General features: G+C 49.9%; 12 protein-coding genes. 6 read left to right on the top strand and 6 right to left on the bottom strand.

The features are described 5' to 3' along the window. The first annotated feature begins 23 nt into the window (after window positions 1-23). Entirely contained in the window at window positions 24-536 is a 513-nt protein-coding gene (locus M2134_RS13380; RefSeq protein ID WP_280751558.1) for an RNA polymerase sigma-70 factor, read from the top strand. A 137-nt stretch (window positions 537-673) separates the two neighbouring features. Further along, window positions 674-2,470 (top strand): translational GTPase TypA, encoded by a 1,797-nt coding sequence (typA, locus tag M2134_RS13375; RefSeq protein ID WP_280751557.1) that lies wholly within the window; start codon window positions 674-676, stop codon window positions 2,468-2,470. Here typA and M2134_RS13370 read toward each other — a convergent pair whose 3' ends face one another. Continuing rightward, on the bottom strand, window positions 2,471-2,944 hold the full coding sequence (locus M2134_RS13370; protein WP_280751556.1) for a MaoC family dehydratase: 474 nt from the start codon (window positions 2,942-2,944) through the stop codon (window positions 2,471-2,473). It lies immediately after the preceding gene. A gap of 116 nt (window positions 2,945-3,060) precedes the next feature. Continuing rightward, window positions 3,061-3,747: an energy transducer TonB gene (locus M2134_RS13365; protein ID WP_280751555.1), complete on the bottom strand. Its 687-nt coding sequence runs from the start codon at window positions 3,745-3,747 to the stop codon at window positions 3,061-3,063. Between the two features lie 241 nt (window positions 3,748-3,988). On the opposite strand from M2134_RS13365, the gene M2134_RS13360 reads away from it, so the two are divergent. Together M2134_RS13360 and M2134_RS13355 are read left to right on the top strand one after the other, a co-directional pair. Continuing rightward, complete coding sequence (locus tag M2134_RS13360) at window positions 3,989-4,555, top strand: 3'-5' exonuclease (protein WP_280751554.1); 567 nt, start codon at window positions 3,989-3,991, stop codon at window positions 4,553-4,555. After that, window positions 4,549-5,571, top strand: a complete 1,023-nt coding sequence (locus M2134_RS13355) for an N-acetylmuramoyl-L-alanine amidase (protein WP_280751553.1) — start codon at window positions 4,549-4,551, stop codon at window positions 5,569-5,571. The genes M2134_RS13360 and M2134_RS13355 overlap by 7 nt, the downstream gene beginning before the upstream one ends. Window positions 5,572-5,576: 5 nt before the next feature. Here M2134_RS13355 and M2134_RS13350 read toward each other — a convergent pair whose 3' ends face one another. Next, window positions 5,577-6,575 carry a malate dehydrogenase gene (locus M2134_RS13350; protein ID WP_280751552.1) on the bottom strand — a complete coding sequence of 333 codons (999 nt, stop codon included), beginning with the start codon at window positions 6,573-6,575 and terminating at the stop codon, window positions 5,577-5,579. 239 nt (window positions 6,576-6,814) lie between these two features. On the opposite strand from M2134_RS13350, the gene M2134_RS13345 reads away from it, so the two are divergent. Next, on the top strand, window positions 6,815-7,414 hold the full coding sequence (locus M2134_RS13345) for a TetR/AcrR family transcriptional regulator (RefSeq protein ID WP_280751551.1): 600 nt from the start codon (window positions 6,815-6,817) through the stop codon (window positions 7,412-7,414). A gap of 13 nt (window positions 7,415-7,427) precedes the next feature. Then, window positions 7,428-8,345, top strand: a complete 918-nt coding sequence (locus M2134_RS13340; RefSeq protein ID WP_280751550.1) for a helix-turn-helix domain-containing protein — start codon at window positions 7,428-7,430, stop codon at window positions 8,343-8,345. 82 nt (window positions 8,346-8,427) lie between these two features. Here the strand turns inward: M2134_RS13340 and M2134_RS13335 are convergent, their stop codons facing one another. From M2134_RS13335 to M2134_RS13325, 3 genes are read right to left on the bottom strand one after another with little or no spacing between them, the layout of a single operon-like run. Then, window positions 8,428-10,782: a beta-galactosidase gene (locus M2134_RS13335; protein ID WP_280751549.1), complete on the bottom strand. Its 2,355-nt coding sequence runs from the start codon at window positions 10,780-10,782 to the stop codon at window positions 8,428-8,430. Between the two features lie 5 nt (window positions 10,783-10,787). Beyond that, on the bottom strand, window positions 10,788-14,102 hold the full coding sequence (locus M2134_RS13330; protein ID WP_280751612.1) for a DUF5107 domain-containing protein: 3,315 nt from the start codon (window positions 14,100-14,102) through the stop codon (window positions 10,788-10,790). Between the two features lie 53 nt (window positions 14,103-14,155). After that, the gene (locus tag M2134_RS13325) at window positions 14,156-15,529 is read right to left on the bottom strand and encodes a sugar porter family MFS transporter (RefSeq protein WP_280751548.1); all 1,374 of its coding nucleotides are present in this window, start codon (window positions 15,527-15,529) and stop codon (window positions 14,156-14,158) included. Window positions 15,530-15,648: the final 119 nt, after the last annotated feature.

The following is a 15,648-nucleotide window of genomic DNA, read 5'->3' as shown; positions in this document are numbered from 1 at the left end:
CCGGCGAGTTTTCTTGTCTGTCTATGGGGAAAATAAGCGTAATAGAATTCGAACGACAGTTTAAAGCCCTGTATCGTCCGTTATGTCTTTTTGCCATGCGCTATTTGGAGCGTATGGAAGACGCGGAGGATGTGGTGCAACAGGCGTTTGCAGATGTCTGGGAGAAGAACGCCGAAGGAGCAGCTATCCTGAACCTGAAGGCCTATCTCTATCAGGCGGTGCGCAACCGTAGCCTGACGCTTCTCCAGCAATCGCCCGAACTCGAATCGGCCGATGCCCTGCCCGACCGGGAAGACCCGACCGTCGACGAAGATATCCTGCGCGCCGAACGCGATGCCCGCCTCTGGCAAGCCATCGATGACCTGCCCACCGAACGCCGCCGCATCTTCCTCCTCTCCAAACGCGACGGCCTGAAATACCAGGAAATAGCCGACGAACTGCACATCTCCATCAAAACCGTTGAAAACCAAATGAGCAAAGCCCTAAAATCCCTCCGCGAAACAGCCCATCGGATTTATTTGTTCTTTTTTTCTTAAGGATGGAATGATTTGGAGATTAACGTCTATCGTTGCATAGTCATTTTATTGATAGGCATAACGAAAAGAGCGGCCTGTATATAAGTCTAAACTCGCAAATTAGTCGTACCTTTGCGCCCACAAAATTTTAGTCTTCAATGCAAAACATTAGGAACATTGCGATTATCGCACACGTAGACCACGGCAAAACGACCCTGGTAGACAAAATGTTATTAGCAGGCAAGCTTTTCCGCGAAGGACAGGCAGAACCCGACCAATTCCTTGACAACAACGATCTTGAACGAGAGCGTGGGATTACGATCCTGGCCAAGAATGTATCCATTAATTATAAAGATTGCAAAATCAATATTATTGATACCCCGGGACACGCCGACTTCGGTGGGGAGGTGGAACGCGTACTGAATATGGCCGACGGTTGCCTACTGTTGGTAGATGCCTTCGAAGGGCCGATGCCGCAGACGCGCTTCGTATTGCAGAAAGCGCTTCAGATCGGTTTAAAACCCATCGTTGTTATTAATAAGGTAGACAAACCCAACTGCCGTCCATCGGAGGTGCAGGAGATGGTATTCGATCTGATGTTCAGCCTGGATGCCACCGAGGAGCAGTTAGACTTCCCAACGATCTATGGATCGGCCAAGCAGGGATGGATGTCGGACGACTGGAAGACTCCGCGCGAAGATATTTACCCTTTATTGGATGCTATCATCGAACATATTCCGGAACCGGAGGTGTTGGAAGGTACTTCACAATTGCTGATCACATCGCTGGACTTCTCGCGTTATGTGGGACGTATCGCCGTAGGGCGCGTGCATCGCGGAGAGCTTCACGAAGGGCAGGATATCATGCTGTGCAAACGTGATGGCACACAGGTGAAGTCGAAAATCAAAGAGGTCAATGTGTTTGAAGGGCTGGGACGCACCAAGGTCGACTCGGTCTCTTCGGGCGATATCTGCGCCTTGATTGGGATCGAAGGGTTCGAGATTGGTGAAACCGTTTGTGACGTGAACGATCCGGATCCGCTGCCTACCATCGCCATCGACGAACCGACGATGTCGATGCTCTTTACGATCAACAACTCGCCTTTCTTCGGGAAAGATGGTAAATTTGTTACTTCCCGCCATATATACGAACGGCTACAGAAGGAACTGGATAAGAACCTGGCCCTGCGCGTGGAGCCGACTGATTCGGCCGATGCCTGGCTGGTGTATGGACGTGGCGTACTGCATCTGTCGGTACTGGTAGAAACGATGCGTCGCGAAGGATATGAACTGCAGGTCGGACAACCCCAGGTGATCATCAAAGAGATCGATGGCGTGAAATGCGAACCGGTAGAACATCTCACCATCAACCTGCCCGAAGAATCATCGAGCCGCATCATCGACCTGGTGACCAAGCGCAAAGGGGAGATGACCATGATGGAGAGCAAAAACGGACGTATGTATCTGGAATTTATGATTCCGTCGCGCGGTATTATCGGATTGAACAACTCACTACTCACCGCCTCGGCCGGCGAAGCAATCATTGCTCACCGCTTCCTGGAATATCAACCTTGGAAAGGTGATATCGAGCGCCGCATGAATGGATCTATCATTGCGATGGAGACAGGCACCGCCTTTGCTTATGCGCTGAACAACCTGCAATCGCGCGGAAGATTCTTTATTCCTCCCGGTGAGGAGGTGTATGCCGGCGAGGTAGTAGGTGAACATACCAAAGAGGGCGACCTGGTGGTGAATGTGACCAAATCGAAGAAACTGACCAATATGCGTGCATCCGGTTCGGACGATAAAGTAGCGTTGGCCCCACCGATTGTCTTCAGTCTGGAAGATGCACTGGAATATATCAAAGCGGATGAATACGTGGAGATTACGCCTAACTATATGCGTATGCGTAAGATCATCCTCGATGAGACCGAACGCAAAAGGGCATCGCGGTAATTACTCCGCGTACCCCTCTTCAAAATTATAAAGGAAAACGACTATGGCATCAAAGGCACTCTTCTTACTGTCTTTGATTTCCATAGTCGCCTTCATTTCTACCTTAGCAACGCCACGCAGGTTGACAATCGATTGTAGTTTTACCTTTAGGCGTATCTCACTGCCAACAATGACCGGTTGATTGAATTTCAGTTTCTCAATGCCGTAGTTAATCAATGATTTCACATTATTGACCTTCGCGATTTGTGCCCATAAATGAGGCAAGACCGACAGGGTGAGGTATCCGTGAGCGATGGTATGCTGGAAAGGACTCTCCGCTTTTGCCTTCTCTACATCAACATGGATCCACTGATGATCCAGGGTTGCATCAGCAAACAGGTTGATTTGTTCCTGCGTAATAGTCATATAATCAGACACCCCTATTTCTTGTCCTAAATAAGACTCAAACTCTTTGTAGCTGTTAATTTCAAGCATAGTTTCCAATTTAAACGTTAAACCCTTTTATTAATCAGCTGCAAAGATACCCCATTTTAGGAAGACTCAAAGCGTTTTTTGCACATAATTAAGGGGAATGTGCAGTCGGAGGCCAGCTATTGCAGTCGGAAGACAATCGGCAGCGTGTAGCGTACACGTACCGGTTTGTCACGCTGCATGCCCGGTTTCCATTTAGGCATCGTGCCGATCACCCGCACAGCCTCTTTGTCCAGCGAGGGATCCACACCACGAAGCACCTCTATATCGACAATGCTCCCGTCGGTATTGATCACAAAAGAACAGGTCACCCGGCCGAATACACCGTTCTCCTGCGCAACAACCGGGTAGTTGATCGCCTGGGAGATAAACTTCATCAAGGCGGCGTTGCCGCCCGGGAAGGCAGGCATCTCTTCCACAATGGTGTGGATCTGATTGGCATCCTCCTCCTCTTTTTCCTCGATCACAGGTGGCAGGTAAACCTCTTCCTGCGGATTCTCCTGCGTGTCTTCCGATGTTATGATAGGCGTACTGTCGACTATGGCATCATCCTCGACCACCGTCAGGATCTCTGCCACTGCCGTAGGAGGAGGTGGAGGGGGCGGAGGAGTTGGCTCCGTAATCGTAATCGGTATCTCATCCGTCCATTCCACATCGCCCAGCCTGTCTGCCAAACTTATAGTCACCTCTGTCGTGCCCCATTCAAAGCTCACAAACAAGATCGCCATGGCAACGACAATACCCATCAAAAGGTTCACTGATTTCCCTTTTTCTAAATTTGCTCTTTCTGTTTTCTTCTTTTCCATACCATTTCTTCTTATAGGATTCAACTTATGAAAGACAAACGCGCGCTTTATTGTTGCCTTTACCTAATAGATGATCCCGAAGAAAGTGATTCCACAAAAGAATAGTCTATTTTATCTAAAGACAAGACCACAGGGTGTGCGTCTTAAATGAAGATGGGACCAAAAACCCTCTGAAGAATACGTCTATTCTCTCGGATCATATTATATTTGTAGTGAAAGAACAGAAAAACAAAAACGACAGATGAAGCTATTCTTCTTTGACTTAGAAACGACCGGAATTAAATACTGGCGTAACGGGATACATCAGATAAGCGGCGAAGTGGTTATCGACGGAGAGACAAAAGAATCTTTCAACTTCAACGTGCAACCCCATCCGAAATGCGAGATTGAGGAGGATGCCCTTCGGGTGTGCAACGTAACGCGCGAACAGATCATGGCCTACCCGCCCATGCGCGAAGTCTATGCGCAACTGATCACGCTGTTGGGCAAGTATGTAGATAAATACGACCGGCAAGATAAATTCTACTTGGTGGGCTACAACAACGTCTCTTTCGACAATTACTTCCTGAAGGCCTTCTTTGTGCAGAATGACGATCAGTTCTTCTACTCCTGGTTTTGGGTAAACGCTATCGATGTGATGGTACTTGCCACACACCACCTCATGGAGGAGCGAAGGCTGATGCCTGATTTCAAACTGGAGACCGTCGCCCGCAAGCTGGGCATCGAACCTGATGTGGATCGCCTGCACGATGCCTCCTACGACATTGAACTGACCAAAGAGGTTTACCGGAGACTGGGAAGATGGTAAACCTGCCGGATACATATCGGTTTAATCAGAAAATATATACGTTACTCCTATTTCTCTTTTTAGGAACATTCACCCTTTTGGCTCAGGAGAAAGACCGGCCGCGTGAAGGAGAGGGTATGTATGCTTTCCTTCGACGCAACAACAGGGCGGGGGCGGACTATCAGAAAGAGTTCCTGGAGCTCAACAAAGGGAAATTCGGCAAAAACCAATCCCTCTTGCGGGGCGTCGTATACACGTTGCCTCCCCTCAAAAAAGACGCGACAGCACAACCGACCGCCACGAAGACTAAACTGCGTGAGCCTCTGTTTGGAAAGGGGCTGGAAGAATACGAGGTGATATCCGACGAATTAAAAGGGGCTACCTATTATGTCGTTTCCGGCCATGGAGGCCCCGACCCGGGCGCGATCGGCAAGAAGGGCAAACAGGAGTTGCATGAGGATGAGTATGCCTATGACATCGCCTTGCGCCTGGCTCGCAACCTGATGACGCGGGGCGCCAAGGTACACATCATTATTCAGGACGCTCAAGACGGCATACGCAATGAAACGATCCTGAAAAACAATAAAACAGAAACCTGCATGGGTGACCCGATCCCACTTCGGCAGGTCGAACGACTCAAGCAGCGTTGCGTGAAAATCAATGAGCTCTATCAAAAGGAGAAGCCCGCGTATGCCCGGGCCATCTTTATTCATATCGATAGCCGCTCGGTTCACAAACAATTGGATGTTTTCTTCTATCACTCACCTTCCGAGGCCAGCAAACAATTGGCACAGACCATGCGTCAAACCTTTTCCGACAAATACCGCCGGTTTCAGCCGCAAAGAGGCTTCTCGGGTACCGTAGAACAACGTAATCTATACGTACTGAAAGAGGCGACGCCCGTCGCCTTGTACGTGGAGTTGGGAAACATTCAAAACAGCGCCGACCAGGAGCGCATCGTATCAGTGAACAACCGCGACGCCTTGGCCAACTGGCTTTATGCCGGCTTTGTGGCCGACTACCAAAAGTCGAAATAATCTCCCTACAGATTCGGATTGATCTGCTTCCAGTCATCCAACGAAGGGATAACCTGCGATTGGATCAATTCGTCTCTCAAAGCGCACAAATGGTTATAGCTCTGTTGCAACGCTTGATGTTCTTCGGGGGTTCCTTTTACGGCCTGGCAATGCACACCGTTCTTGTCCAAAGTTGTTTCCATCGCCATCATAATATGCGAGAAATGACCGTTGGAGACATAAGCACCTACCGGCCAGTCGAACTTCTTGCCGCCCATCGCCGCTTCTATCATCTCCAATGACAGGTAAGCCGGGCTTTGGAAAGAGGAGCGTCCCCGCAAGGTGATGATGTTTTTACCGCCCTGCACCACTCTTTCTTTGATCGCTTCCCATTCCGCGTGGGTGAGAACGGAGGTTCCAATCAGATCGTCCAACGGTTTGCCATTCACACGTGCCGTCGAGGAGAAGACAGCCATCTGCTCGCCATGTCCGCCATAGGTGCGACAACCGGTGATCTTATCAGGGTGAATCTGGAAATGTTTGGATAATTCGTTACGCAACCGCGTACTGTCTAAGGCGGCCAATGTCGTTACCTGCGAAGGCTTTAATCCCGCATAGAGCAATACCAACAATCCGGTGATGTCCGCCGGGTTGAAGATGACCACGATGTGCTTCACCTCCGGACAGTATTGGCGCACATCTTTCCCAAACCGAATCGCAATCTCCGCGTTTCCTTTCAACAGGTCTTCGCGTGTCATCCCCTCTTTCCGGGCAGCACCTCCTGAAGTGATGATATAGCGGCTGTCTTTCAACGCCTCTTCAATCTTGTCGGTATAGGTGATGTTCACCCCCTTGAATCCGCATTGCAACAATTCTTCCGCTACCCCCTCCAAGCCTTTGGCATACGGATCATACAGGCAAATCTCAGATGACAGCCCCATAAGGATAGCTGACTGAGCCATATTGGAACCGATCATACCGGCCGCTCCAACGATTGTTAATTTCTCATTTGTAAGAGTTTTCATTTCCAGATTTTTATATGGTGTTAATACTATCTCTCCCTATAAGATTCAACAACACAGCGGCCTAAATTGTTTAACAACGCGGCGAATGCCTGTCGCCGGACGCCTTACTGCTCGCAAAACATAAAAATATCACACGATTATTTGGTGGAATAAAATAGAATATCTACATTTGACCGATCGTTCAGTCAAAAAACAGACAAACAGACTGTCGACCCCCTCAAAACGTTAAAAGCAATACGATGCCACGTACCCCGGAACAATTCGAAAAGATACGCGAAGAAAAGAAGAAAATAATCCTGGATACCGCCCTGGAGCTGTTTGCCAATCAGGGATACGCTGCCACGTCGATCAAAGTGATCGCGGAGAAAGCCGGCATATCCAAAGGGTTAATGTACAACTACTTCGACAGCAAAGAGACGTTGCTTCGCATCATCATGACACGTCTGATCGAAGAGATGCTGAACGCGCTTGATCCGAATCATGACGGGATGCTGGAAGACGATGAGTTATTGCATTTTATCGACTATATTTTCGAATTTTTCCACACCCGGAAAGAAGAGATGAAATTATATTATCAACTCTCTTTGCAGCCGGAGGTGATGCAATCGTTACAGGAATTTCATCTGCCGCAGACAGAGCATATTTTAGGGATGTACACCCATTATTTCTCACACAAATTCCCGGGAAACACACAGCTTGTCATGATTCACCTGATGGCGGTCATAAAAGGCTTTTCTGTGCAATATGTATTTTGTCCGGAGCAATATCCGGATGAATTACTCTTTCGTTTCCGTGAATACCTGAAAGACCTATTTATCAGAACAACTGACAAACATTAAAAACGCTACGGATATGGAATGGAACAATATGGAAGAGATTCGCGACCTTGACAGATTCAATGGTCTGTTTACCCTCTACAACAATGTGTTGGGGCTGGGTTCCCTGGATGCCTCCAGCATAAACGGACAAATAGAAGAGGCGGCTTACCGCTTTCCGATCGACTCCGACAAGCGGATGATGTTATGGGTATTGGCAGGTGAATGCACAATACAGACGGAAGGCGTTACCTATTCGCTCGAGAGTAGGGATTTCCTTTTGATGCTCTCGGGAGATGCCATTCGTTTTTTATCGGTCAGTCCCGATTTCAAGGCGCAGATGATTATCGCAGAGAAGAATTACCTGGATGAATGTATCAGCAACAAGCAGATCCTCTCTTTCTTCTATCAGCTGTTGATCAAACGCGCGTTACAAGTCCGCCTAACCACGGAAGATATCACCCTGTTGGACATGGACTTCGTCAATCTGAAAAAGAAAATAGAGTCGCCTACCCACTCCTACTACAAAGAGCAGGTGTCTGTTAGTTTCTTCTCCTTATTGTTGGATCTGTTCCATAGTTTAGACAACAGGTCAAAAAATACCTTCCTGCACCCGTCGACACGCAAAGAGGAGATATTCAACAAATTCCTGAACCTGTTGATGGAAAACTACAAGGAACAGCATGAGGTAGCCTTCTATGCCAACCGCCTATTCATCACCTCGCAATACCTCACATTGATCATTAAGGAATTGACAGGCAAGACCGTCAACCGCTGGATCGACGAGAACCTGATCTTGGAGGCCCGGAAGCTGTTGAAAACAACCGGAGCCACCGTGCAGCAGATAGCCGACGAACTCAACTTCTCCGACCAGTCGACCTTCGGAAAGTTCTTCAAGAAACACCACGGCATCTCCCCGATTGAATACAGAAGGATGCAGGCGCGGGTGGTTTAACCGCGCCCTCCTTCCTTTTTCGGTAACCTAACCTTATTACCTATTGATATTAGAAGTTGTTTTGAATTTTATTGGAGCTTATTTAGTCCAATCTAAAACGCGTTTTATACTCCGGAATAACCCGCAGACCATGGACGTTGCATACCGTCTTGCCTTCGAACACAGGCACCTTCTCTTTTTCAAAATCAATCAGGTACGAGGCATCTTTGTACATCGGGCGGAAATAGAAATACATTCCTTTTCGGTCGATCTTATCGGCATAGAGCTTCAGGCCGATCTGCCAGGTATTGCCGTAGTATAAATGGTCGTTTATCATCTCTCCGTCGATAAAGGCCACCGCGTTGTCGCCTACATAGTCGATATCCAGGATGATATCGCTCAGGTCTTCGGTAAAGGCGGATTTCTTCATATCGAAGGTATACCGCTGCTTACTCACCTCTTTCACTTCAAAATCAATCTGCACGGCAGGCACCGCCAGGGTGTATTCCGTAAACAGTCCCTGCTTTTTGACCGTAGGCGTATACTTGTCGAAAGCAGGCTTCGCCGTGGCCGGAAGCACACAGGTGAATCGGTTCTCACGCGACTGTAAGGTGATATCGGCACCATCCTGCATAAGCGTGGCGGCGGTCAGGCAGAAGTTGTCGCCCCACTGAGTGAAGGTCAATGCCTGTTCGCGGGTCAATGTCGTAATGATAATCTCGGTGCCGTCGGTATCTCTGACCGTAAACGAACTCTTCAGGCCGGGCACCACCTTGCGCACTTTCTTTTTGTCGAACTGATATTCCGGTGTTATGCCTTCGTGTGCATAGAAGAAATAGTGGGGCTTACCGCCGGTTTGTGTCTTGGCGAGTGGCTGCGCGGTGGCGTGCTTCAGCAACAAACGACCGATCGGCATATTAAACGGCAGGATAGCACTTACCCCTTTTCGCAGGGTGAAGGCCGGGAAATGGATCGTTTCATCGCTCAACTTGATATCTAAACCGTCCACGGATTGATCGATCCGCTCATCATGATCCTGGAAGTTATTGAGGAACACAAAACCCGCTTTGCCATCCGAGCGCACCGCGTAACGGAGTGTTTCCCTGTCTTCGGGTTTGATGCGTTCGTTGGTTTCCGGCAGAACCACGCCCATCGGGGCAAGCCGGTCTCCGAAATTATCCGTAAACAGATGAATGATACGTAGGTAGCTATACGAGTCTTTGGTTTTTCCATACTCACCGATCGGTGCCTGGAAGTCATACGATATCTTAGGCACGCCCATCGGCTGGTCGCTGAAGAAACCTCCTCCGGCATAGCGTGGCGTAAGGCCGCCATGATACATATAATAACCGATCCCGTTGGCACCCGAGCCCAATGTGCGGAGCATCAACGCCTCAGAGGCTTCGGCCACCACGCGGGGACGACGCGCGTAGGTGATCTGTATGCCGACACCCATCTCCGCGCAGAAAGAGGGATATTGTGATCCGTCGTAGCGCACGGGTGAATAGTCGGGATGGCGCTGAATATCTTTGAAGAGGAAGAAGGGCGACATGGAGGGTTGCGCCCAGAAGGGATAGGGATAGGCGGCCGTTACCGGAATCGCCTCATGCTCCAAAACGGCTGCCATACCCCAGCCGGTCACGGTGTACATGGGCACAATCATGCCCTCGCTAACGGCTATCTCTTTCAGTTTCTTCAGGTGTTCGGTGCCCAGGTCAGCATAAGCAATGCGCTGATCCTGCACGCTTACACCAATCTTTGTGATCGCCGCGTCATAATTGGCGACAGTCGACTCTTTCGGCTGCCCTGTATAGGAGAAAGCCCAGGGAGCCGCGGAGTGTTGTAATTCATTTTCGAGCTGTATGCCGACGATCGTTCCGCCATCTTTATAATAGAGCCCCTCTAACTGTTTGGCAATATTATGATACAAGCGCTTGACATAATGGATATAGCCTTCATCATTGGAGCGCACTTCGAAAGGACGACCGTAGAGCCAGTCGGGCAATCCACCATTGCGTATCTCGCCATGACAGAAAGGCCCTACACGCACAACGGTAAACATCTCATGCTTACGGCATAATTGAAGGAATTGGCGCAGGTCTTTATCGCCCGACCAGTCGAACACGCCCTCCTCCGTTTCGTGTATGTTCCAGAACACATAGGTGGCAATGATATTGATTCCTCCCGATTTCATTTTCAGTATCTGCTCTTCCCAATAGACATGCGGCAAACGGCTATAGTGCATCTCTCCCATCACCGGGATGAAGGGCTTATTGCCCAGACGCATATAAAAGCTATTGAAATCGATTGGTGTTCCCGCCGGGTTGACACCGCCCAGGTTCAGATGCCCCGTGGTGATCTCGTGCGGGGTTTGCGGAATAGTGATGCTATATTCCGCTTGTGCGAAAGCCCACTGCCCTAACAGCAAGGCTATAGAAGAAAACAAAAGCTTTTTCATACGGATTACAATTGTTTATTCGTGAATGAATGGGTAATAAGTAAAGGGATCAGGCTCCTGAATGCCTGAATACCCTGGTGATTGATATCCAGCTTCTCGACCTCTTCCAAGAGAGGTAGTGCCTTATCCATTTCGCCCAAGCCCCCATAACCCAACGACATCATATACCGGCAATGAATCACATTGCGTAGGTTAAGATCGTCTTCCCAGATAAGCAAATCCGGCAGCGACACGGCAAAATAATCGATCCGGATCTGGTCAGCCAGGTGCTTCTCGCCATAGGCAATCAGTTTCCGGAAGCGCGTTTCGGCCTCTTCCGGACGGTGCAATTTCAGCAAGGCAAGACCCTGGTAGAAGATCTTATCGGGTTTCTGGTCATTATAATAGATAGCTGCCGCCGGTTCCGTTGAGCCGACCACCGCCTTTTCCCAACAGCGGGTCGCCTTTTCCGCCTCGCCTACTCCTTCATAAGCGCATCCCATCAGGTAATAAAAATCATTCTCCTGCGCGCCAAACAGCTTGCCTTCGCCCAGATGAGGCGGATAAACCAGGCACTCCTCGAGCAGCGACAAGGCCTCTTCATAACGAGCTGCCTGAAGCTGCTGCTTCGCCATTTCAACACGGGCTATCTGATACTGTGCCGGCACCTTGCCTTCGCCGCCTTCCCATGGGTGAAACATCCGGGCATCCAAGAGGGATTTCGCCTTCGCATATTCGCCGGTCTGATTCAATAGGGTGATTCGTTCCAGGTAGAGGTCATCACGTTGCATAAGAAGCATTTCGTGTTGTTGCAGGAGAGCCAGCCGTTCTGTATGCGGACGTCCCACGCGTTTATAGAGCTGATCGAGCTCCATCAACAGGCGTCCGTCCGAAGGGTTGAGTTGGAAGGCACGTTCCATATACTCGATGGCTCGCTTGGCATCCTGCTTTTTATTAAAACAGGCCAGTGCCAGATTACGCCACACTGTGGGGAAGCTGTCGTCCGCTTGGCGGGAGGCCTCCCAAGCCTCTATCGCCAGATCGTATTGACGCTTGTCATACCACAGATTCCCGATATAGTAATAGGCTTTCGCATCGGCCGGGTTCACCTCTACCGCGCATTGCAAGGCCAGGATAGCCTCCAGGCGGTTTGGGAAACAATAGTCAGGCACAGCTTTTGACGCCTGTTCAAAGGCCTCTTCCATCCCTTTGAGTCCGCCCTGTTTCCGGCTATAGCCCATATAATAATAGGTCATCGGATCGGCTGCTTCCACCTCTATGGCTGCTTCCAGGATGGAGACCGCCTCCTCCCAGCATCCGGCCGCCACATAATCGAGGGCTATCTCCTGGTAATTATGCGCCTCCTTGCGCATCAGCTGATGAAATGCCGACAGCTCATCGACAGACTGAGTAATAATATATCTTTCATAGATACAACCAAAATTGAAACGATCGATCCGCAAAGAGTCTTCAATCAGTTGCAGCGCCTCCTCTGTTCTGCCCATTCGCCGCAGCAGGGTGGTTTTCAGATGGCGTGCCTGATGGTTATGCCAGTTGCGGATCAACGAGCGATCTACCTCTTCCAACGCGTCATCGAGGCGTCCCTGCCGGGTAGAGATCTGTGCGCAGGCAAAGTAACCCGCGTCCTGCCAGGCTCCGTTCCAACAGGATTTATAGAATTTTTCGTATGCTTCGTCATAATGCCCCTGGTATTTCAAGGCCAAGCCCAGGTTATAGAACGGCTCACCATCATAGGGATTCGGATTGCGTTGCAACAAGGTCTTGACAGCCGCGCGGAAATAGGGCTCTGCCTTTGCGAAACGCCCTTTGCGCAAATACCATAATCCAAGCGCGTTATTATTGCGCACATCAGAAGGTTCTCGCCGCAATGCTTCTTCATAATAATCAACCGGGTTATAGGTCGCGTGGCGATATTGCTCCAGGTGCAGTCCGGTCAGATAGAGTTGTTCGGTCGAAGCGATCTCGTGAGGCAGAAGCGCCGCCTCAGCCGCATCCGGTATGGGTCTCGCCTCCTCCGGCTCGGCATGCCAGGAAAGCAATTCCCTGCCACCGGCCGATATCGACAGATGCAGTTGGTTGAACGGCTCTCCGGCGCAATCGATCACCTGCTCAAACACCTCCTCCGGAGAGAGTGTGGCCGATTGATCGAAATAGATCCGGCTTTCGCCCTTCAGGCAAATAGTTACTTTTTGCCGGGAGGTGGCAAACAGCTTCACACAAACGCGGCCATCCGCTGTCGGATCTATGTTCATCAACAGATCACGGCTGGCGTTTTTCACCACGCCCAGTTCCCGGTAAGGCAGGAAATATTGCACAAAACTCTTTTCTTCGTAGGGTTGCAACCAGGTGAAATCGGGTTGATTATCCGTATACACCCCGGTCATCAATTCAATATAAGGACCATCCTCGTCGGTTAGGTTGCGGTCCCACGCCCGCCCAAAATCACCATTACCCCAGGTCCATTGTTTCTTGCCCGGTGAGATATGATGATTGGCCACATGCAACACACCTGCCTGCGTATCATTCTCATAGCCTCCGACAAAGTTGAAACGCGAATTGATCGCCATATAGGAGGTGGGCACCGGTATATTTTTATAATTAGAGATATCAACTCCTGCCGAATAATCGACCTTATAATAGGTGCCGGTAGCTATAGGGAAGTCGGACACCGCCCGTTTGCCATGATCGAAAACGGCATTTACATCCGGTGGAAACACGCTTTGGTAGTAATCATTCACCGCCACCGCCGGATTAGCCCACCACAGAAAGGTTTGCGGTACCTCCGTACGGTTATACAATCGCCCTTTCACCTCCAGGTAAGCCTTGCCGGGACGCAACGTAAAGCCGGCCATTCCCTTTTGGTGGAACATACGTTCCATTTCGCTCACCCACACCGTCACGCTACCGTCTTCGAACGTTTCGATCGAGTAATCCACCGGCATAAAGGTACTCGGGCGGTGATGTTGCGGCCAGTTAAATTCAATACCGCCTGAAATCCATGGCCCCGTAAGCCCTACCAAGGCAGGCTTCACCACCTGATTGTAATAGATGAAATGACGCTCTTTCAGTTTGTCATACGCCATCTGCACGCGCCCGCCCAATTCCGGCAAAATCATCACCTTGATATATTCATTCTCCAGAAACACTGCCTGGTATGTTTTGTCACACTTCTCATCGGCAATGCTTTCGATCACAGGATAGGGATAGACCACCCCACTGCTCCCCTGATACACACGCTTTTCCAGAAAAATGGGATTCTTCTCTGCTTCGCCCACCTCATAGGTAGGGATTACCACCTCTTCATGCCACGCCCGCACCAGGCCCTTTTCCGTTACGGTCGGCCTGGTCAGGTCATCTACTCTCTTTTCCATTATTAGTTGATTAATTCTTTTTCGATTTCTTCCAACGACTTACCCTTTGTCTCCGGCAACTGCGCGCGGATAAACAGGAATCCGGCCAGGCAAATACCGCCATAGATCCAGAATGTGCCCGAAGCCCCTAACCATTCGTTCAACAGCGGGAAGGTATAGGTAAGCAGAAAACTGGCAACCCACAAAAAGAAGGTCGATACCGCCATTGCGGCACCCCGTATCCGGTTGGGGAATATCTCGGACAACACCACCCAGACGATCGGTGCCAACGACATAGCATAACAGGCAATCGCCAGGACCACCAATAAAAGCATAGGCCATCCGGTCATGCCGAAGTAATAGCCGGCGCCTAACACCAGGTATAGAATAGCCAATCCGGCCGATCCGACAAACATCAATGCGCGACGCCCCCAACGGTCGACGGTATAGATCGCCACAAAGGTGAATATCACATTGGTCACACCGGTCACCACAATATTCATCAACACATCGGACACGGCATATCCCGCCGCCGAAAATATCTCATGCGCGTAATTGAAGATCACATTAATACCGCACCACTGCTGGAAGACAGCCAAGACTATGCCTATCACCAATACCCTGCGTACATTGGGTTGAAACAAGGCTTTCCAATTTGTCTTCTCCTGATTATCAGTTGATCTACTTATCTCCTGCAACTCATTATCCGCATACGCCTCGCCACCGATCCGGGCAAATACCTTTCGGGCAGCCTCCCTCTTTTCGTTGAGTGCCAGCCAGCGCGGGCTTTCGGGAATGATAAAAGCCAATAGAAAGAACAGGAGAGCCGGAACCAATTCCGCCCAGAACATCCAGCGCCACGCCCATTCGATGCCCGCTGCCGAGAGTGCCGTTTTGTCCGGCATATAATAGTCGCCGATCTGCCAATTGACAATCTGAGCCGCTAATATGCCCAGTACAATGGTCAACTGATTCAACGACACAAACCGTCCGCGCACCGAAGCGGGCGACACCTCCGCGATATAGATAGGCGATATATTGGAAGCGATGCCGATGCCAAACCCGCCAAGGATGCGATAAAGGATGAACCAAACAAACTGATCGACCGCCCCGGTACCGTAGGCGGAGACAGAAAACAATACCGCGGCTATGATCAACATCTTCTTCCGTCCGTAGCGGTCGCTCCAAAGACCGGCTAATAAAGCGCCCACCAGGCAGCCGAGCAGCGCACTGCTCATCGCCCATCCACGCAGGGCAGCCGAACCCTCCAGACTGAAAAAAGGCTCATAAAATATCTTTGCGCCACCGATAACCACCCAGTCGTAACCAAAAAGCAAGCCACCCATAGCGGAGACAAAAGTGATCAATAAGAGATAAGATTTCTTGTGTTTATACATGATTGATCGATTTAAGTAAAACTATACAGGGCAAAAGTAGGGCTTCGGGAAACAACAAAAATGGAAATTGTCCCGTAAAACATGGAAATAATAACGATTCGAAAGAAAGCCGGTCGCGG

The sequence above is a fragment of the Parabacteroides sp. PM6-13 genome (genome assembly GCF_029892605.1).
Lineage (GTDB): Bacteria > Bacteroidota > Bacteroidia > Bacteroidales > Tannerellaceae > QVMG01.
The sequence above is the reverse complement of the archived record's forward strand: the minus strand, read 5'-3'. Positions and strand labels throughout refer to the sequence as shown.

What these genes read in the sequence shown, in the direction of transcription:
- M2134_RS13325 (WP_280751548.1), bottom strand. Translation starts at nt 15,529, where the DNA reads ATGTATAAACACAAGAAATCTTATCTCTTATTGATCACTTTTGTCTCC.
- M2134_RS13345 (WP_280751551.1), top strand. Translation starts at nt 6,815, where the DNA reads ATGCCACGTACCCCGGAACAATTCGAAAAGATACGCGAAGAAAAGAAG.
- M2134_RS13360 (WP_280751554.1), top strand. Translation starts at nt 3,989, where the DNA reads ATGAAGCTATTCTTCTTTGACTTAGAAACGACCGGAATTAAATACTGG.
- M2134_RS13370 (WP_280751556.1), bottom strand. Translation starts at nt 2,944, where the DNA reads ATGCTTGAAATTAACAGCTACAAAGAGTTTGAGTCTTATTTAGGACAA.
- M2134_RS13365 (WP_280751555.1), bottom strand. Translation starts at nt 3,747, where the DNA reads ATGGAAAAGAAGAAAACAGAAAGAGCAAATTTAGAAAAAGGGAAATCA.
- M2134_RS13335 (WP_280751549.1), bottom strand. Translation starts at nt 10,782, where the DNA reads ATGAAAAAGCTTTTGTTTTCTTCTATAGCCTTGCTGTTAGGGCAGTGG.
- M2134_RS13380 (WP_280751558.1), top strand. Translation starts at nt 24, where the DNA reads ATGGGGAAAATAAGCGTAATAGAATTCGAACGACAGTTTAAAGCCCTG.
- M2134_RS13340 (WP_280751550.1), top strand. Translation starts at nt 7,428, where the DNA reads ATGGAATGGAACAATATGGAAGAGATTCGCGACCTTGACAGATTCAAT.
- M2134_RS13355 (WP_280751553.1), top strand. Translation starts at nt 4,549, where the DNA reads ATGGTAAACCTGCCGGATACATATCGGTTTAATCAGAAAATATATACG.
- typA (WP_280751557.1), top strand. Translation starts at nt 674, where the DNA reads ATGCAAAACATTAGGAACATTGCGATTATCGCACACGTAGACCACGGC.
- M2134_RS13350 (WP_280751552.1), bottom strand. Translation starts at nt 6,575, where the DNA reads ATGAAAACTCTTACAAATGAGAAATTAACAATCGTTGGAGCGGCCGGT.